Annotated in this window: 16 protein-coding genes; 5 read left to right on the top strand and 11 right to left on the bottom strand. The window is 66.5% G+C overall.

The features are described from left to right. Positions 1-87 precede the first annotated feature (87 nt). Together ACT89H_RS22980 and ACT89H_RS22975 are read right to left on the bottom strand one after the other, a co-directional pair. On the bottom strand, positions 88-1,335 hold the full coding sequence (locus ACT89H_RS22980; RefSeq protein ID WP_445110716.1) for a M24 family metallopeptidase: 1,248 nt from the start codon (positions 1,333-1,335) through the stop codon (positions 88-90). A gap of 91 nt (positions 1,336-1,426) precedes the next feature. Next, positions 1,427-1,834: a hypothetical protein gene (locus tag ACT89H_RS22975; protein WP_445110715.1), complete on the bottom strand. Its 408-nt coding sequence runs from the start codon at positions 1,832-1,834 to the stop codon at positions 1,427-1,429. Between the two features lie 252 nt (positions 1,835-2,086). Between ACT89H_RS22975 and ACT89H_RS22970 the strand changes: the two genes are divergently transcribed. Beyond that, positions 2,087-2,881 carry an IclR family transcriptional regulator gene (locus ACT89H_RS22970; RefSeq protein WP_445110714.1) on the top strand — a complete coding sequence of 265 codons (795 nt, stop codon included), beginning with the start codon at positions 2,087-2,089 and terminating at the stop codon, positions 2,879-2,881. 174 nt (positions 2,882-3,055) lie between these two features. On the opposite strand, the gene ACT89H_RS22965 is transcribed toward ACT89H_RS22970, so the two are convergent. The 5 genes from ACT89H_RS22965 to ACT89H_RS22945 are packed head-to-tail and all read right to left on the bottom strand — an operon-like array spanning position 3,056 to position 8,207. Next, positions 3,056-3,832 (bottom strand): alpha/beta fold hydrolase, encoded by a 777-nt coding sequence (locus ACT89H_RS22965; protein ID WP_445110713.1) that lies wholly within the window; start codon positions 3,830-3,832, stop codon positions 3,056-3,058. Continuing rightward, entirely contained in the window at positions 3,832-4,296 is a 465-nt protein-coding gene (locus ACT89H_RS22960) for a (2Fe-2S)-binding protein (protein WP_445110712.1), read from the bottom strand. The genes ACT89H_RS22965 and ACT89H_RS22960 overlap by 1 nt, the downstream gene beginning before the upstream one ends. Beyond that, a complete protein-coding gene (locus tag ACT89H_RS22955; RefSeq protein ID WP_445110711.1) occupies positions 4,293-6,680 on the bottom strand; it encodes a xanthine dehydrogenase family protein molybdopterin-binding subunit in 2,388 nt (795 codons plus the stop codon). Before ACT89H_RS22955 ends, ACT89H_RS22960 begins: the two co-directional genes overlap by 4 nt. Beyond that, positions 6,673-7,518, bottom strand: coding sequence for an FAD binding domain-containing protein (locus tag ACT89H_RS22950; protein WP_445110710.1), 846 nt, complete (start codon positions 7,516-7,518; stop codon positions 6,673-6,675). The genes ACT89H_RS22955 and ACT89H_RS22950 overlap by 8 nt, the downstream gene beginning before the upstream one ends. Continuing rightward, entirely contained in the window at positions 7,518-8,207 is a 690-nt protein-coding gene (locus ACT89H_RS22945) for an SRPBCC family protein (protein WP_445110709.1), read from the bottom strand. The genes ACT89H_RS22950 and ACT89H_RS22945 overlap by 1 nt, the downstream gene beginning before the upstream one ends. A 352-nt stretch (positions 8,208-8,559) precedes the next feature. On the opposite strand from ACT89H_RS22945, the gene ACT89H_RS22940 reads away from it, so the two are divergent. Together ACT89H_RS22940 and ACT89H_RS22935 are read left to right on the top strand one after the other, a co-directional pair. Beyond that, complete coding sequence (locus ACT89H_RS22940) at positions 8,560-9,771, top strand: acyl-CoA dehydrogenase family protein (protein WP_445110708.1); 1,212 nt, start codon at positions 8,560-8,562, stop codon at positions 9,769-9,771. A gap of 87 nt (positions 9,772-9,858) precedes the next feature. After that, positions 9,859-10,377: a flavin reductase family protein gene (locus tag ACT89H_RS22935; protein WP_445110707.1), complete on the top strand. Its 519-nt coding sequence runs from the start codon at positions 9,859-9,861 to the stop codon at positions 10,375-10,377. A 91-nt stretch (positions 10,378-10,468) separates the two neighbouring features. Here ACT89H_RS22935 and ACT89H_RS22930 read toward each other — a convergent pair whose 3' ends face one another. After that, positions 10,469-11,101, bottom strand: a complete 633-nt coding sequence (locus ACT89H_RS22930) for an MBL fold metallo-hydrolase (protein ID WP_445110706.1) — start codon at positions 11,099-11,101, stop codon at positions 10,469-10,471. Beyond that, positions 11,098-12,183 (bottom strand): S-(hydroxymethyl)mycothiol dehydrogenase, encoded by a 1,086-nt coding sequence (locus ACT89H_RS22925; protein ID WP_445110705.1) that lies wholly within the window; start codon positions 12,181-12,183, stop codon positions 11,098-11,100. The genes ACT89H_RS22930 and ACT89H_RS22925 overlap by 4 nt, the downstream gene beginning before the upstream one ends. Before the next feature lie 188 nt (positions 12,184-12,371). Here ACT89H_RS22925 and ACT89H_RS22920 point away from each other — a divergent pair, with 188 nt between their 5' ends. Further along, entirely contained in the window at positions 12,372-13,679 is a 1,308-nt protein-coding gene (locus ACT89H_RS22920) for a LuxR C-terminal-related transcriptional regulator (protein ID WP_445110704.1), read from the top strand. Between the two features lie 110 nt (positions 13,680-13,789). Here ACT89H_RS22920 and ACT89H_RS22915 read toward each other — a convergent pair whose 3' ends face one another. Continuing rightward, positions 13,790-14,239 carry a Zn-ribbon domain-containing OB-fold protein gene (locus ACT89H_RS22915; RefSeq protein ID WP_445110703.1) on the bottom strand — a complete coding sequence of 150 codons (450 nt, stop codon included), beginning with the start codon at positions 14,237-14,239 and terminating at the stop codon, positions 13,790-13,792. A gap of 118 nt (positions 14,240-14,357) precedes the next feature. Then, positions 14,358-14,825, bottom strand: coding sequence for a hypothetical protein (locus ACT89H_RS22910; protein ID WP_445110702.1), 468 nt, complete (start codon positions 14,823-14,825; stop codon positions 14,358-14,360). A gap of 543 nt (positions 14,826-15,368) precedes the next feature. Here ACT89H_RS22910 and ACT89H_RS22905 point away from each other — a divergent pair. After that, positions 15,369-18,176: an aminotransferase class I/II-fold pyridoxal phosphate-dependent enzyme gene (locus tag ACT89H_RS22905; RefSeq protein ID WP_445110701.1), complete on the top strand. Its 2,808-nt coding sequence runs from the start codon at positions 15,369-15,371 to the stop codon at positions 18,174-18,176. Positions 18,177-18,292 lie beyond the last annotated feature (116 nt).

Here is an 18,292-nt window from a genome sequence, read left to right as displayed (position 1 = left end):
GCCCGCCGCGGCCGACCGGTGTCGGCCGGCCGGCCGCGGCGGGCCGCCGGATACCTATGTGCCGTGCCGGCCGAGCGCGCTCACGCGTCAGATCGTCGCGAATCGCAGCCGGGTGGGCAGCTGGTTCAGCTCCTCGTATCCGCTGTCGGTCACGATGACGTTCCCCCCGATATTGACCTGATGCCGCCCGAACACCGCGTCGGGTTCGAGCTGGATCGTCATCCCTGCCTCGAGGACCACATCCAGGTCCGTTCCCGGCAGTTCGTCGACCTGCTTGAACCTGTCGGTGATGCTCCGGTCGGTGCCCTCGGTCACCGGCCCGACCATCGTCAGGGGCGTCAGGCTGTGGATGAGCGGGGTCAGGTGCCATGCGCCGGCGCGCCTGAGCGGTTCGTTCATGGCGTCGGCGACCTCACCGAACTTCACGCCCGGCCGCAGCGCCTCGAGTCCCCGCTCATAGGATTCGCGGGCCACCTCGGCGGCGCGATGGAACGGTTCGGCGATGTCGCCGACCGCGATACACATCTGCGCCTGCGCTTCCAAGCCTCCGACCATGGGCATCATCTCGGCCAGCACCATGTCTCCGTGCTGCACGATGCGCGGTGGCTGAGTCCGATACAGCCATCGAGGAGCGTCCCAGCTGAGGTTGTCCGGTCCGGAGTGCACGAACAGGTCGTGCGCCATGCTCGCGCCGTTGCGATGGAACTCGTGGAGGACCGCCGAATAGATCTCGACCTCACTGACACCGGGCTTGGTGACGTCCAGCATCACCTCACATGCCTGCTCGGCCAACTTCGCCGCGTGCCGGAAGAGCGTCAGCTCCTCCTCGCTCTTGACCAGCCAGATCCGAGTGAACTCATCCAGAAGATCGACGAAGGTCGCATTCGGGAGCTGCTCACAGAGGTAGGACCACATCGGTTGCGGGGTCCACCCGTACGGCAACAGGTTCGGCCCGCTGAGGATGCCGATGGTCCCGATCCGGGATCCGGTCAGGCCGCGTTCCTCGAGCACCTTGACGATCGTCGAGGCGCGCGGCCCGAATCGCATGTCCTCGATCCAGGTCGCCTCCCCCCACTCCTGCGCCTGGAGCCAGGAACCCGCCACCGAAGCGCCTCGCTGGATCGCCACGGGCTCACCCTCCAGCGGGAGGATGACCGCGGAACCGGGAATGTCGTTGGTGAAGTAGGTATCCGCCGGGTATCGCAAAGGAGCCGGGGGAACCAGGAGACACTCCACGTCGTTGCGCCGCATCATCTCGCGCAGCAGGCGCCAACGCCGATCCCGCTCCGACAGGGACAAGGTCGGCGGGAACCACGGTTCCGTCGAGTCGATCACGAAGCTGCCTTTCAATTCTGGTGGTGTCGCGTCGGGCGGGGCACGGCCGGCAACCGATCCTCCGGCGCCGGCCGAACATCGCTGGGCGCGGTCAACGCCACATGTCGATAGTCACGTTCTTCAGGTAGTCGGTCTGCATCTCCTGCGTGAGGACCTCCACGTGCAGCCGGTTCTCCACCCAGAACTCGATGACGTCGAAGAACTCGCCGCGCGGCGACCGCACCACCCGCCAGCCCTCGCGTTCGGCGAGCGCGACGATCTCGTCCTGAGACTTGGTGGTCGCGGTTGCGAAGTGGAACGCCACATACTTGGACGGCGACTCGTCCAGCAGCGGCCCGACCGCACCATTGGGCCCTTCGCCCGGGGCCATCGTCTGCTCCCGCGGGTACACCTCGCACGTTGTTCCGCGATCGTCCCCCGCGATGGCTACCCACCCGCCCGGCCACGGCGGGAAGGGAAACGCCTCACCACCCCAGATCTCGGCGATCGCCTTGGCCACACGCTCAGGGTCGTCTGCCGGTATGGAAACGTGAAAGATCATCGCTGACCCTCCGATGTTCGAAAGTGGGAATGACTTCAGTAGAAGACATATTGTCTTCTCATGAAGATAATTTGCTGATAGCGTCGCGTCAAGAGTTGACTTTCGGCGCGACATCGCATCCATCACTGCGGTTGCGCTCCACGTCCTACATAGAGGACAATTTGTCGCAGAAGCTCTACATCGAGAGCTCCGACATCCCGAGGAGGGGCAGTGGCAAATGAGGTTCCCGCTGTGGGTGCCGCTATTCGCCTGATCGAACGCATCGCCGCCGAGGCACCCCGCGCGGTCTCAGCGGGCACCTTGGCCAGCGAACTCAATCTGAACCGCTCCACCTGTTACAACATCCTCGCGACGCTCCAGCAGGCCGGCTGGGTCAACAATCTGGGCAATCGCTCGGGCTGGACCTTGGGGCCCGGACTATCCGTACTCGCCGGGGTCAGTGACGGATTGATCCACACCGCCGTGCAGGAGGAGATCGATCAGCTCTGCCGGCGCCTGGGCTACGTGGTCTTCGCCGCAGAGGAGGACGGGTCCGGCGGCTACACGGTCGCCGCTGTCGGAGATCCGGGCCGAGGTCTGCGTGTCACCGTCGACGTGGGCGACCGGTTTCCCTTCTCCACGCCCGGGCTGATGCACGCGTTCTGGCCGTACCGGCCGTGGGAAGAATTCGTCGAGATGACCCGCCACCAGCGGCTGGAACGCTTCACCGAGTTCACCGAGGTGGACCTCGATCGGCTCGGTGAACTCTTCGCGCGCGTCCGTCAGCGCGGATACGGCGCCAGTATCCGCCAATTCAACCTAGCTCAGAGCGCCGCGTCCGCGACAGTGTTCGGACCCGATGGCCGTCCGAAGCTCGCCCTGGTGACACTTGCCTTTTCCAGCGAGCTGGATTGGGAGAATCTCGATCACGTGGGATCGTCGATCCGCGATGCCGCCGCACGCGTCAGCGTCCGGATCGGAGGGGCCGCACCGAGCAACCACGACAGCCCTACTTTCGTGCGGTGACCTGGCTGATCCAGCCCCGGTCGGCGGCGGCCGACCGGGGCTGGATCGGCGCAGGGGCCGTCGGCTACCGGTGCCCTGCACTGTGTTCGGAGCAGCCGGGCCTGCTTGCGTTCGGTTGTGGCGGTGCGAGCAGATGTGCCGTGGGCGAACCCGGCACGTTTCGGGCGGCGTTGGTCACCCGAGGTGTTCGGACAACAACTGGCGGGCCTCCGCGCTTTCGATCAGCGACATGTGGCGCACCTTCGGCAGCACGTACAGCTCGGCCCCGGCGATGCCTTTGTGAAGTTCCTGCGCCATCGCCGGTGGGGTGGCGTAGTCGTCTTCACCTACCAGCACCCGGGTGGGCACGACCACTTCGCCGAGGCGGTCGGCGTCGCTGTACGCGCCCATCGCACGGCACGCGGCGGCATGCGCCCGAGAGTCGGTCGCGACGAAGATCGCCGACACCCGGTCGACCTCCGCGGGGTCCCGGTCGACGAATGCGGGCGAGAACCACCGGGATACCTGGAACGCGAGCTGCTGGTCCCGGGGAACGGACACCGCCTTGTCCGCCCGGTCCGCCCAGGCTGATTCCTTCTCGGGCCCGTAGTCCGCGGTCGTGTCCGCGAGCAGCAGGCGACAGACCCGGTCGGGGTGGCGAATGGCCAGAGCGATCGCCGTGCACCCGCCCATCGACAACCCGGCGACGCGCGCCGGTCCAACCCCGATGTGCCCGATCAGCGCCGCCACGTCATCGGCGAGCTCCGGGATGGTGAACGGCGCACCATCCCAGCGCGAAGAGCCGTGCCCTCGGGCGTCCGGCGCGACAACCCGGAAGCGGGGCGCCAGTTCATCGATCACCGTGCGCCATATCTCCCCCGACTCGGCGAGCGGGTGCAAGAGCACGACCAGCGGACCCGAACCTTCATCGAGATAATGGCAGGTGCCCCAAGGGCGTTCGAGCGCAGGCATCAGGCCACTCCCCCCGTCCGCTGCGCGGCCAGCCGAACGGCCTTGATGATCTCCGGGTAGGAGGCGCAGCGACAGATGTTGCCCTCCAGGTGATCCCGGATCTCGTCATCGGACGGCGCGGGGTTCTCCGCCAGCAGTTCCTTCGTCATCAACACGAATCCCGGGATGCAGTATCCGCATTGCATCGCATTGCACTCGACGAAGGCACTGACGACCACGTCGTCCGCCGCGAGACCGTCTGCCGTGGTCAGCGCCTTCCCGTTGTAGCGCGCGGCGTTCACCAGACACGAGGACACACTCATCCCGTCGCACAGCACCGTGCACGCGCCACACGCACCTACGCCGCAGCCCTCCCGGGCACTGGTGACGCCGATTCGCCCGCGCAACGCGTCCAGCAGCACCTCCTGATCACCTACCGAGACATGGTGCGCGGTGCCGTTGACCTCGAGGTCGATCGATTTCACGCCGCCCCTCCTTTGTCCATTGCGTCGAGGATCGATTCGGGGGTGAGCGGCAGACGGGTCAGCCGGACACCCAGCGCGTCGCGAATGGCGTTCGCGTAGGCGGGAGCCACCGCCAAGATCCCGGTCTCACCGACACCCTTGGCGCCGAAGGGACCGTCGCGGTGCGGGTCTTCGATGATGATCGGCGTCAACCGCTCAGGTGTGTCTTTGATCGAGGGCAACTGGTAGTCCAGCAGGGTGCCGTTCACCATTTGCCCCTTGTCGAAGACCAGCTGGTCGAAGAGTGCGTGCCCGATGCCCATGATCGCCGAACCGGTCAGCTGCTGCTCCACGAGAACGGGATTGATCGCCTTGCCGACGTCGCCGGCGACGGCCATGTGCTCGGTGGTCACGCGGCCGGTCGCCGTGTCGACCGCGATCCGGACGCCGACCGCACCGGCGAACCAGTGTTCGGTGGCCTTCTCCGAGAGGCCGGTCACCTTGTCGTAAGGGTGCCACCAGCTGGTGAAGTTCGCGGTCGAGGTCACCGTGGCGCCGCGCGCCCCGAACTTGCGGTGGACGACCTCGGGCAGGGTCAGCAGCAGCTTGCCGGCGCGGTCGCAGACACCTTCGGCGGTGAGCTGAAGATCGGCGACCGCACGGGTCAGCTGCTCCGCGGCGACGGCGAGCAACTTCGCGCGCATCTCCTCGGCCACCAGCCGCACCGCGTTGCCGGTGTGGTAGGTCGAGCGACTCCCCGCCGTGATGGTGTCGTACGGAGTGGCGTCGGTATCGGCCTGCACGACGTAGATGCGCCGCGAGGGGATGCGCAGGACCTCACCAACGATCTGCGACATGATCGTGTCGGCTCCCTGCCCCATGTCCACGGTGCTGATCAGCAGGGTCGCCGAGCCGTCCTGATTGAAGTTCAAGGTCGCGTTCGCCACGGTCGGGGTGAGCACAGCCTTCATGCCCACCGCGATTCCCTTGCCGTACCGGATCCGCCCGTCGCTGTCCGGCGCAGGCCGCGCCCAGTCGATCGCTTCGGCGACCGCGTCGAGGCACCGCACGAAGTCGGCGCTGTGGATCTTGGTGCCCATGCTCGCGACGTCGCCCTCGCGCAGCAGGTGACGGCGACGAAACTCGTACGGGTCCTCGCCGAGTTCACGTGCCAGCTCGTCGATCACCGTTTCGTGGGCCCAGGTGACCTGCGGGACACCGAAACCCCGGAAGGGGCCGGCCGACACCTTGTTGGTGTAGATGCATCGCGAACGGACTTCGACATTCTCGATCCGGTACGGACCGGGCACGACCATGCCGGATTTCGCCGCGATGCGCGGACCGACGTCCGCGAAAGCTCCGGTGTCGTAGCGCACGTCCGCGGTCGAGGCCACCAGGTTGCCCTGGGCATCGGCGGAGAGCTGGGCGATCACCTGCGCTCCGTGACGCGTGGTGAGCTGGAAGGCCTCCTCACGGGTCGTGGGAATCTGCACCCGGCGCTGGAACTTCCAGGCCAGGGCCGCGGCCAGAGGCTCCAGCCGGTCGTACATCTTGCAGCCGAATCCACCCCCGAGCGCACGCGTCCGGACCCGGACGTGGGACAACGGCAGATCGAGTAGGTCCGCGGCCATCTGCCGCACATAGGAGGGGGTCTGCGTCGTAGTGAGGATTTCCAGTCGCCCGCTCTCCACCCAGGCCGCCGTGGACGGGAGTTCGATGGTGACGTGATGCGTGGGTGGCGCGTACACCGTGGCCTCGACCGACGTCGCGGCTGTGGCGTGGGCGGCCGGCGCGTCACCTTTCACCTGACGGTACTGGTACGCCACGTTCGTATCGCGGACGCCGGAAAGATGCGCCAGGTCGGCGAACACGGACGAAGGACGCAGCTCCTGGTGGACATAGACATCACCGTCGAGGGCATCGGCGACATCGTAGACCGCGGGAAGTTCGTCGTACTCGACCACGATTTCGTCGGCCGCGGTGCGCGCCGTGGCGATGTCGGCAGCCAGCACCGCGGCAACCGGCTCTCCCGCGTAGCGTACTTTCTCCACCGCGAGCGAGGGCTGATCGGCGAAAGCGGGTCCGGTGAACAGACGGTCACCGAACTCCTTGTAGAGGTCCTGCCCGGTGACGACGGCGATCACGCCGGGGACACGTTCGGCCGCGGTCACATCGACACGAACGATATTCGCGTGCGGCTGGGTGCTGCGGTGCACGGCGACGAAGGCGGTTCCGACCGGGACGGGCTCGTCACCGACGTAGCGAATCGTCCCGCGAACGCGGCCCAGGGCGTCGAAACGCTTGCGCTCGGCTCCGACGCCCTCGATCGGGTCCAGCAGGGTGGCGTTCGGCTCGCCCGCGTCGGGTTCCGGCCTCGATCCAAGACTCGTCTGAACCTCAGACATCGTGTAGCTCCTTCATCACTGCGCGAACGGCCTCCTCGACGGCGACACGACCGAGCCGGGCCTTGTACGCGACGCCACCCCGGATGTCCTCGATGGGGTCGATGGCTGTGTTCGCGATATCGATGGCCGCGTCCACGATCTGCTGGTCGGACATGTCCGGCTCGACATCCAGCGCCAGGTAACGGGTGGTGGGCGCGAGCGCACCGAGCCCGAGCCGCAGCTCGATGAACTCTTCGCCGGGAACGGCCAGTGCGGCGGCCGAAGCGCACGGCCAGTCGTTCTCGGCCAGGCTGCTGTATTTGACGAACGAGCCCGCGGCGCCGGCGGGCTGGCGTGGAATGCGGATAGCGGTGATCATCTCGTCCGGCTGCACCGCGGTGACCTGGAAGTCGACGAAGAATTCGCGTGCGTACACTTCGCGCGTCCCGCGAACGGAGCTCAGCAGCACAGTCGCATCCAGCACGAGCAAGGCGGTGGGCGGATCGAGCCGGTAGTCGCCGTGCGCGATGTTCCCGCCGACACTCGCGGTGTTGCGTACTCGCGGGTTCGCCACCTTGGCATACGTCGAAGCGGCCAACGGCGCGGCGGACACGATCCGCTCGTCTCGCTCCATCTGCCGCAGCGAGACCAGCGGGCCGACGGTGACGGCGTCGGGCGTCACGGAAATCTCGCGCAACCCCGGCACGGCACTGATGTCGATGAAGTCCTCGGTGAACAGAATGCCCTGCTTGAGCAGGATCTGGATCGCCGTGCCGCCGCCGTACACCATGGTGTCGTCGAGCTCGTGCAAAAGACCGAGCGCCTCGTCGAGCGTGCCGGGAATGTGGACGGTCGACATCAGCGGGCGCGCCTCCATCCACCGATCACGACGCCCCACGCGAAGGCTGCGGCCGCCACCGCCACCAGGAAGGGCAGGTCGTTGCCACGGCCGGAGGCGAATGTCTCCCGTGAGGCCACCGGTCCGGTGAGTTCCGCGGGCTGCGCGGCGACCGCCGTCGTAGCGCTGGACACGCCCGCGACCGGCGCCTGGTTCTTGGCCGGCTTGGCACCGGTGTGCGGCACGGGACGCCCGGCGCAGACCGCCGCCACGTTTTCGGCGAACTGACGCTCCACTTCGATACTGCGACGCCGGATGACGGCTTCGCCCAGGCGACCGAGCTTGCCCCACATCGCCATTTCCAGCTCGTAGTCGACAGCCGACGCCTCGCCCTGCGGTGTGATCCGGAGGCGCGCGTCGATCTTGATCGTGCTCCCCAGCCTGCGGTCCTCGCCCTTGAGGATCGCGCTCACGGTCGAGGCGCCGTCGCCGTCGCCCGCTTCCTCGACCGAGGTGATGACCGCGGAGAACACGGCCTTGAACTTCACGTGGGCGATCTCGTTGACCAGCGTGCCGCGATAGGTCGTCTCGTCTACCTGCTCGAACTCTTCGCAGCCGGGCAGACACTCACGCATGGTGGCGGGATCGAAGAACAGAGCGACGACCTTGTCGGGCGGCGCGGGTACCTCGAAGCGAGAAGTCAGTTTCATGCACAAATCCATTCCGGGCGGCGATGTCTCTACATAAGGACGATATGTCTTCTATAAAAGACAGTCAATATGGCTGCGCAGACAACCGTCGTCCACCCGCGCAGTTCGCGCGTACCAGCGAGTCAAGTGCGCACCCAGGCCGACAGGCCACCGATCCCAACATCCGAACGGCCGCCCGCCGAAGGCGATCCGGGCGAGCCGGACCACCGCCGCGACACATGGCCCTCATGGTGCGTAACCGACGGGAGGCAGTACTGTGAGGCTTGACACAAAGGCCCGGTGTTGCACAGGATGGACATCATGTCGCCTATACGGGACATTGATCATCCTTTTTCGTAAAGAAGGGCAACGAGTGGGCACTTCACTTGCAGCAGAACTCGACGCCACGCCGTCCGAAGACGAACTTCTCGAGCGTGCTCGGGCGCTGCGTCCAGCGCTTGCGGCCCGGGCCAGAGCGACCGAGAACGCAGGGCGAGTCGGCGAGGACGCCACGCGCCTGGTCAAGGACGCGGGTCTGCACCGTCTCTGCCAGCCGCGCCGCTTCGGAGGATTCGAGGCCGGACCGACGACCTGGCTCAAAGTCGGTTTCGAGCTGGGCAGGGCTTGCGGCAGCACGGGATGGGCAGTGCTGGTAGGGAACTCGTGTTCCTGGTTCGCCAGCTACTGGCCGGTCGAGGTCCAGGAAGAGATTTGGGGGGAATCGCCCGACAACCTCGTCTGCCTATCGGGAATCCCGACCGGCAAGGCGCAGAAGGTAGACGGGGGCTACGAGATCTGGGGGTCATGGGGGTATTCCAGCAACTCCGACAACTCGGACTGGGCCGTGGTCTCAGCGGTCACCAAGGTCGACGGCGCACCCGTCACCACCTGGTTCATGGTCGAGATGAAAGATCTCGAGCTCGATCACGGGAGCTGGGATGTCGCCGGCCTCGCCGGGACGGGCAGCAAGACGCTCATCCGCAAGGAGCCACTGTTCGTGCCAGACCGGCGAGTAGTGCGAGTGGACGACATCACGCTCGAGCAAGCGCCCGGTCACCACATTCCCGGCAACGAGATGGCGCGGTGGAACTTCTCGACGCTCGGTGGCGTCATTCTGGTCGCGCCGCTGCTGGGTGCCGCTCAGGGTGCGCTGGACTGGTTCGTGGAGGCGATGCGCACGAAAGTGAAGACGTCACTCAAAGCCGGAAGTTCCGCTCCGGCGGCGGCCAACCCCTTCATCCAGGCGCGGATCGGCGAGGCGGCGGCGCGGATCGACGCGGCGATGGCCTTGCTGCTGACGGGTCTGGCGGCTCATGAGAACAACGTACGGACCGGTGCGGAGGTGTCTGTCGCGGAGCGGGTTCGCCTGCGCCGGGACATCGGATTCGCCACTCGTCAGGCGCTCGAGGCCGTGACCATCCTGGTCGAGGGCGCCAGTGCCTCCGCGACCTCGCTGGACGTACCGCTGCAGCGGTTCTGGCGTGACGTAGTGGCCGGTAGCCGCCACGTCACACTGGATGTCGACGGCATCTACACCATGTTCGGACAGGAGCAGCTGGGCCTGCAACCGATCGGGCCGCACTGATCCGCCCGGTGCATGACGACATCAGCAGGAGCGGCCCGCCGTCGTCGCGGAGTCGGCAGCCGGATGACCGAAAAGGATCCCGCACCCATGACCGCACCCACAGTACCGCCGAGCCGAATTGATGCGGCACACTTCCGCCGGGCCTGCCGACTGCTCCCCACCACGGTCGTCGTGGTGGCGGGAATGCGTGACGGCAAGCCGATCGGAATGGTGGTCGGCACCTTCACCACCGTGTCGCTCGAGCCGTTGCTGGTCGGATTTTTCGGAGACGACAAATCATCCACGTTTCCGATATTGGCCGGTCTGGACCGGCATTCTTTCTCGGTCCTGGACCAGGACGACGCCGGCACAGCGGACCGTTTCCGCCTGCCACTCGACCAGCGGTTCGAAGGGCTGGATTGGTCGGTTTCCGGCCACGGCACGCCGGTGCTCGCGTCGGCGTTGCTGACTTTCCACACTCGACCGCACTCCGTCGTTCCCGCCGGAGACCATCGGTTGATGCTCGGGGAGGTCCTGGATATGGACACGGCTGCCGCTGAAGCGGGCCGGCCACTCCTCTTCGCCGAGGGACGGATGACCCGGTTGGCCACTATGCGGGATTCCTGATCGGTTCAGGGAGCAGGAAGCCCGCGTTCGAGCGTGACGGAGGGTATCGGGGTCGGTTTGTGGCGAGCGACCTCGATACCCTCCGGCGATCTCAGAAGCCTCGCTCGATCCACTCGGCCAGATGAGGCGCCTCGGTGCCGATGGTGGTGCCCTCACCGTGTCCGGTGTAGACCCGGGTGTCCTCCGGCAGCGCGAACAGCCGGTCGCGGATCGATCCGATGATGGTCGGGAAATCGGAGAACGATCGGCCGGTCGCGCCCGGGCCGCCGGAGAACAGGGTGTCTCCGGAGAACAGGGCTTTGGCCTCGGGCAGGTGCAGGCAGAGCGAGCCGGGCGAGTGGCCCGGCGTGTGGATGATCTCGAGCACTGTTCCGGCCAGCGCGATGCGCTGACCATCCGTGGCGTGCTGATACGACTCCCCCGGGTGCGTCATCTCCCACAGCTCACCATCGCCCGGGTGCAGCACCACCGGGGTGTAGAGCGTTCTGCCGAGTTCCGGTGCAAACGTCACGTGGTCGTTGTGCCCGTGGGTGCACAGCACCGCTGCGACATTGCGGCCCGCGACGGCCTCGATGATCGGCTTGGAGTCGTGGGCGGCGTCGATGACGACGACCTCGTCGTCATCACCGACGACCCACACATTGTTGTCGACCTCCCACGATCCTCCGTCGAGTTCGAACACCCCCGAGGTGACGACCCGATCGATCCGCAGCTGGCCACTCACAGGACAACCACCGACCGCAGCACGTTCCCGGCGTGCATGGTGTGGAAGGCGTCTTCGACCTCGTCGATCTTGATGCGCTCGGTGACGAACTTCTCCAGCGGCAGACGCCCTTGACGGTAGAGATCCACCAGTACCGGGAAGTCGCGATCGGGCAGACAGTCGCCGTACCAGGACGACTTCAACGCCCCACCGTGGGAGAAGAAATCCAGCAACGGCATCTCCAACCGCATCTCCGGCGTCGGGACACCGACCAGCACCACCGTGCCCGCCAAGTCGCGGGCGTAGAACGCCTGCTTCCACGTCTCCGGACGCCCGACCGCGTCGATCACGACGTCGGCGCCGAATCCGCCGGTGAGCTCCTGCACCGCCGTCACGACGTCGGTGTCGGTGGCGTCGACCGTGTGGGTGGCGCCGAGGTCGCGGGCCCAGGCCAGCTTCTTCTCGTCCCGATCTACCGCGATGATCTTCGAAGCACCCGCCAGCCGCGCGCCGACGATCGCCGCGTCTCCGACGCCACCGCAGCCGATCACCGCGACGGAGTCTCCCCGCCCGACCCCGCCCGTGTTCACCGCGGCACCCAACCCGGCCATCACACCGCACCCCAGCAGGCCGACCACCGCCGGATCCGATGCGGGATCGACCTTCGTGCACTGACCCGCATGCACCAGGGTCTTCTCCGCGAATGCCCCGATGCCCAGCGCGGGAGTCAGTTCGGTGCCATCGAGCAATGTCATCTTCTGGCCGGCATTGAACGTGCTGAAGCAGTACTGCGGCCGACCACGCTTGCAGGCCCGGCACTGTCCGCACACCGCGCGCCAATTCAGGATGACGAAATCACCGACAGCCACCGACTCGACATCCGCGCCCACACTCTCGACGACACCGGCGGCTTCATGCCCCAACAGGAAAGGGAACTCGTCGTTGATGCCGCCCTCCCGATACGTCAGGTCGGTGTGGCAGACCCCGCACGCAGCCACCGCGACGACCACCTCACCAGGACCCGGATCAGGGATCACGATGTCGGTAAGCTCGACGGGCGCTCCCTTCGATCGGGCGATCACACCGCGTACCTGCTGTGGCATGTTTCTTCGGTTCCTTCGTCTCGAGCTGGACAACCATGCACCTCTCGGCATGTCTCCCTGAGAGGCTAGGTGCCGCCGACCTCCGCGGTGACTAGTCGAAAGACCAGAAAAACCTATCCAGAACACCGGGTCGCCTGCCGAGGGGCCTACGGCTCGCAGAACTATTCGCCCTGCGTAAAATCGCCGGAATGTCCGAGATGATGGCCCCAGCAGCCGACGAAGGCGCCGCGGAGTTGGGCGCTCTCCGTGATGTCATCGCGGGCCCCCTCCATGCGGTCGCGCGTCGATTCTCCCGCTTCCTCGCCCCCCGGTGGCCACATACGGCTTTGGTGATCTTCACGCAGGAATGCACCGGTCGTCCACGCAAAGTCGCCGGCGCTGCCGCGATAGTCGACAAGATCACCCTCGAGGAACTCGAAGACCTCAAATCCGGACTCGAGCCAGGGGCGTCCTCGAGCACCACCGCGTCGATCGGCGGCACCCAACGGTGGGTGTGGGCACTGCGCGACGTCACCGACACCCTGTTGGTCCTCGTTCCCCGCACCTCAGGTCAGCAACTCGCGGCACCGGCCGAGTTGGCCGCGGTGTTCGGGGTCGTCGCCACGTCCATCAGGCAACAGGTCGCCCAAGCCAGCCCGGAGTATCTAGCGGAGTCCCGCGCCGCGTCGAGCGAGCGAGCGCGGACGATCGCCGAACTGACGGCCGCCCACGAAGCGGCACTCGTCGCCATACTGAACACCCTGCGCTCGACCGGCCTGGACGACAGCAGCGCTCGCCTCGCCGCTGCGGACTCCGCCTCCCAAGCCTTGGTGGCACTGCGCTCGACACAGAGCTCCGATCGGGAACGATCCGAAGAGTCGGCGAGCACCGCGTTCACACGACTGCGTAACGAAGTCCGGCAACTGCTGCGACACCACCCCGCGCGCGTCGACTTCGTGCCGCCACGCGGCGACGGCAAACCCCTGCCCGGCGAAACCGCTTACGCGGCGAGGGCGATGACGCGCGCTACCGTCCTGGCCTTCACCACCCAACCCACGCTCGCGCGGCTGCGCATCGCCTGGGCATGCGACGGCACCACCCTCACCGTCGATGTCCGCGACCATGAATCCGGCGAGCTCGACACCTCGATCCTCCGGCAGCAACTCCAAGGCAGGACGCAGACGTTGGGCGGCGACCTGCGCATCGAGACCGTTCCACAGTGGGGCAGCCGAGTAACCATCGAACTCCCCCTCCAACCCCCAGCCGCCCGTCCCGGCGAAGACCGACTGGCCGCACTGAACCGGCGAGAACGCGAAGTACTGGCCTTGATCAGTGCCGGAAAGCGGAACAAGGCGATCGCCCTCGATCTCGGCGTCACCGAGAGCACCGTCAAATTCCACGTCGCCGGGATCCTCAAGAAACTCCGAGTCACCTCACGCGGAGAAGCCGCGGCGCTGGGCCTGCGCGTACCCGCCGGACGCGCACCTATCGCCGACCCATTCTTTCCGCACGTCTAAGTGGCGCCCGGGCAGGATCGTCCCGAGTCGAACGTGCTCGAGCGGTACGCTCGCCGAGCAAACGGGGCGGGGGCCTGGGCACCAGGGATCCATGCCGCGACTCGGCGCGATCACTCCGGCGCGGAAAGGTGGGGCCGAGACCGACACGATGGGTTTCGCGGATCGGTGCTGACCGCGAAGACCGGGAATCTGCCTTCCCGGGGATGGGGCTGGAATCGAACGCGCACCGAGCGGTCCGGAGACGCCGGGATCTCCCCTTCGAGGGAGGTGTAGACCCACGGGCCTTCGTCGAGCTCCACGATGGCGATCGTCAGCGGCACCAACCCGCCTTGCCGGTCGGTCGGGGCCCGGTCCACTACCCGCCACGACACGACGGAACCCGTACCCGACGACGGCACGCTCTCGAGCTCGTTGGATCCGCAGGACGAACACCCGGACGTTATCGGCGCGAGCAGCTTGGCGCACTGCACGCAGCGATAGATCATCAGCATGTCATCCACGCGCAGTTCGCTGCGGTCTCCGACGACATCCGAAGTACGTTCCACCTGGTTCGTGTGCATACGAGCCTCCCCGAGACGGCGCTGGCAAGTCGTGTTCCAGCCTGTCCCGAGAACCGGTGTCCGGCGACGGTCGAATGACCGAGGGGTATACCTATTTTTCCGCCGCTGCGCGGTCCCGTTACGGGCGTTCCGCCGTTCCCCCGCCGTCGTCGCGGGTCTCGATAGCCTTGACGGTCTTGTCGAGGGCCTGTCGCAGGACGCGTCTGCCGACGGTCCCGACCACGACTTCGAGGACCCGGCCCTTGAGATTCTTGCCCTCGCGCACCACGACGACATCCACATCGGTCTTCCCATCGGGCCTGCGCTCGAAGGTGTAGGTGTGACCGGAGTGGCCGCCCCACACGTTCGAGTCGGTGGTCGTCATGACGACCCGGTCCGGGTTCGACCAGTCATAGTGCAGGCGTTCCCAGATGCCGTGCGAACCCTCCGTGACGTCGGCCTCACGGCGGCCCCGGTTGTGCACCTCGAGGTATTCGTCGGCGCTGTTGCCGAACACCTGCGAGCGGCCGGGGCCGAAATCGGTGAGTGCGGCCACGAACTGCTCCGGTGTCGAGTTCGTCGTCTCCTTGAAGTGGATGGTGGACATTGTCTGCTCCTTCGCTGTGGAGTGACGTGCCACGGTTCGGGCGTCTGCGCGCAGCTGGAATCACCGCACGTCTCGCAGGCCCGTGTCGCTCCCGCCGGCATCGACGGCACTGGTGCGAAGCCAGGAGATGAGAATGCTCTGAGCGATGTCCTCCTCTGGGTGTTCGCGCACACCGGCACCGGCCCGTGGTAGATCTGCCCGGACGATCAGGACCGCATGACGGCCCTCGACGTGCGCGGTGTTCCTGTTCATGAAGCATGAGACCTCGGCACACGCCGGCGCAAGGCTCGGGGCGCGATCGTGAACACATCCTTCGCCGGTTTCGCTACCCCGCTACGCAGGGCGCCGAGATCGCCAGGTCCGAGGGGGGCGGCATTCGAGGCGCGAGTGTCGCGAGCGGCATATGTCCCGGTAGCGACGACTTGGCGAACTCCACCTAGGAATTCGATCTAGGGCGGAGCACAATGTGTGCAGGGATGTTCCAGGATGGCCTGCCGTGCCGACAGACCACTTCGCCCACCGATGGAGGGCGGAACCGACAACATGCACCGAAACGGCGAGCGCCCGAAAGGGCTTTCGGTTTCCGCGCTGGCGGCGGTAGCGAACCCGTCGTACTCGCGCATCGACACGTGGAATCTGCTCGACGACGCGTGCCGTCGGCTCGCCGATGTCGGTCGTGCCGGGTTGGACACCACCCACGAAGCCGCCCGGGTGCGGCGTCTGCTCGATCGTCTCGGCACCTATGAGCGGTACTGGCTGTACCCGGGCCCGGCGAGATTGGCGGCGTTCCGCGGATATCTCGACGATCTGGCAACGGCGCGGCTCACCGAGGAAGTGTCGCTGGCCGTGCGCCTGCTTTCCGAGTACGGCGACCGCGCGGCTGTGTTCGACACATCGGCGCCGTTGGCCGATCAGGAGCTCGTGGCGCGAGCAAAGCAGCAGCAGTTCTACACCGTCTTGCTCGGCGACGATTCCCCGCCCGAGGCTCCCGACGGCCTGGCGGACAGCCTCCGGGCGCTGCGCGACCCTTCGGACGATGTGCAGTTCGAGCTGCTCGTCGTGACCAGCATCGAGGACGCCATCACCGCCGTCGCGTTGAACGGCGAAATCCAGGCGGCGATCATCCGGCACGACCTCCCCCTCCGCTCCTCCGACCGGGTCCCGCTGATGACCACCTTGCTCGGCGCCAACGACGACGTGGTCGTGACCGACCGCACCCGCGACTGGGTCGAATGCGGCGAATGGATCCGGAAACTGCGGCCGCATATCGACCTGTATCTGCTCACCGACGAGTCGATCGCCGCGGAGACCGAGGACGAGACGGACGTCTACGATCGGACGTTCTATCGGCTCAACGACGTCACCGACCTGTACAGCACGGTGCTCGCCGGCGTTCGCGCCCGGTTCGCCACACCTTTCTTCGATGCCCTGCGTGCCTATGCGGCCGCGCCGGTCGGCCAATTCCACGCGCTTCCCGTCGCACGCGGCGCCAGCATCTTCAACTCCAAGTCGCTGCAGGACATGGGCGAGTTCTACGGTCGCAACATCTTCATGGCCGAGACGTCGTCCACCTCCGGCGGGCTGGACTCACTGCTGGATCCACACGGCACGATCCGGGCGGCGATGGACAAAGCCGCCGAGACGTGGTGCGCGGATCGGACGTACTTCGTCACCAACGGAACCTCCACCGCCAACAAGATCGTCGTGCAGGCCCTCACCCGGCCGGGCGACATCGTTCTGATCGACCGCAACTGCCATAAGTCACACCACTATGGCTTGGTGCTGGCCGGGGCGTACCCGATGTACCTGGATGCCTATCCGCTCGAGCCGTTCGCTATCTACGGCGCCGTGTCCCTGCACACCATCAAGAAGGCGCTGCTGGATCTCGAGGCGGCCGGACAGCTGGACCGAGTGCGGATGCTGCTGTTGACCAACTGCACGTTCGACGGCATCGTCTACAACCCCCAGCGCGTGATGGAAGAGGTCCTCGCGATCAAACCGGACATCTGCTTCCTGTGGGACGAGGCGTGGTACGCGTTCGCGACCGCGGTGCCGTGGGCGCGACAGCGGACCGCGATGGTTGCCGCCGAGCAACTCGAATCGAGGTTGTCGTCGCCCGGGTACGCCGAGGAGTACCGCACGTGGCGCGCGTCCATGCAGGGAGTCGACCGTGCCGAGTGGAGCGACCGCCGGTTGCTTCCCGACCCCGGACGTGCGCGGGTACGCGTGTACGCGACGCATTCCACCCACAAATCGCTGTCCGCTCTGCGGCAGGCGTCGATGATCCACATCCGGGACCAGGATTTCACCGCTCTCGTCCGCGAGACGTTCGCCGAGGCATTTCTGACCCACACCTCGACATCGCCGAACCAGCAACTCCTGGCGTCGTTGGACCTGGCGCGCAGGCAGGTCGACATCGAGGGCTTCCAGTTGGTCCGCAACGTCTACGACATGGCGCTGGTGTTCCGGCACCGCGTCCGCAAAGACCGGCTGATCGGCAAGTGGTTCCGCATTCTCGACGAGGACGACCTGGTGCCCGACGAGTTCCGCACCTCCGAAGTCAGGTCGTACCGGCAGGTCAGACTGGGTGGCTTGGCGCAGTGGAACGAGGCGTGGCGGTCGGATCAGTTCGTGCTCGACCCGACCCGGGTCACCCTGTTCCTCGGCAAGACCGGCATGAACGGGTACGACTTCCGCGAGAAGATCCTGATGGACCGGTTCGGCATCCAGATCAACAAGACCTCCATCAACAGTGTGCTGTTGATCTTCACGATCGGCGTCACCTGGTCGAGCGTGCACCACCTGCTCGAGGTGCTGCGCCGGGTGGCCACCGACTTCGACAACAGCCGCAGCGCGGCCGGTAAAGCCGATCGCGCCCTGCAACAGCGCCGGATCGACGAGATCACGAAGGATCTGCCCGCACTGCCCGACTTCAGCGAGTTCGACAGCGCTTTTCGTCCCGACGGCGCCAGTTCCTTCGGTGACATGCGATCGGCCTTCTACGCCGGGTACGCGGAGTCCGACCGTGAACACGTCCTGCTCGGTGACGCCGGGCGACGGCTCGCCAGAGGGAAGCCCCTGGTATCGGCCACGTTCGTCGTCCCCTACCCGCCCGGTTTCCCGATATTGGTTCCGGGGCAAGTGGTATCGACGGAGATCTTGTATTTCCTGGCCGAACTCGACGTCAAGGAAATTCACGGATACAACCCCGATCTCGGGTTGTCGGTCTTCACCGACGCCGCGCTCGCGCGGCTGACCGCGGCTCGGCACCCGCGTGTCACGGCGCCCGACGGCGCCGGCAGGCAGCAGTCGGCCGTCGGCGGCACGGCGGTTCAGCCACTCCCGCAGTAGACGTCGCTCCGCGCGGTCTCGAGGATCCCACCGCAACCGAACCCCACCTTGGTGGGATCGAACCATGTGCAGGGTGCGGTGGTGTGCACCCTGAGTGTCCTTTCGCCTCGGTCCGG

The sequence above is a fragment of the Nocardia aegles genome (assembly GCF_052545135.1).
This window is presented reverse-complemented; position numbering and strand designations above follow the sequence as displayed.

What these genes read in the sequence shown, in the direction of transcription:
- ACT89H_RS22935 (WP_445110707.1), top strand. Translation starts at nt 9,859, where the DNA reads ATGACCGCACCCACAGTACCGCCGAGCCGAATTGATGCGGCACACTTC.
- ACT89H_RS22915 (WP_445110703.1), bottom strand. Translation starts at nt 14,239, where the DNA reads ATGCACACGAACCAGGTGGAACGTACTTCGGATGTCGTCGGAGACCGC.
- ACT89H_RS22955 (WP_445110711.1), bottom strand. Translation starts at nt 6,680, where the DNA reads ATGTCTGAGGTTCAGACGAGTCTTGGATCGAGGCCGGAACCCGACGCG.
- ACT89H_RS22945 (WP_445110709.1), bottom strand. Translation starts at nt 8,207, where the DNA reads ATGAAACTGACTTCTCGCTTCGAGGTACCCGCGCCGCCCGACAAGGTC.
- ACT89H_RS22950 (WP_445110710.1), bottom strand. Translation starts at nt 7,518, where the DNA reads ATGTCGACCGTCCACATTCCCGGCACGCTCGACGAGGCGCTCGGTCTT.
- ACT89H_RS22910 (WP_445110702.1), bottom strand. Translation starts at nt 14,825, where the DNA reads ATGTCCACCATCCACTTCAAGGAGACGACGAACTCGACACCGGAGCAG.
- ACT89H_RS22905 (WP_445110701.1), top strand. Translation starts at nt 15,369, where the DNA reads ATGCACCGAAACGGCGAGCGCCCGAAAGGGCTTTCGGTTTCCGCGCTG.
- ACT89H_RS22925 (WP_445110705.1), bottom strand. Translation starts at nt 12,183, where the DNA reads ATGCCACAGCAGGTACGCGGTGTGATCGCCCGATCGAAGGGAGCGCCC.
- ACT89H_RS22965 (WP_445110713.1), bottom strand. Translation starts at nt 3,832, where the DNA reads ATGCCTGCGCTCGAACGCCCTTGGGGCACCTGCCATTATCTCGATGAA.
- ACT89H_RS22920 (WP_445110704.1), top strand. Translation starts at nt 12,372, where the DNA reads ATGTCCGAGATGATGGCCCCAGCAGCCGACGAAGGCGCCGCGGAGTTG.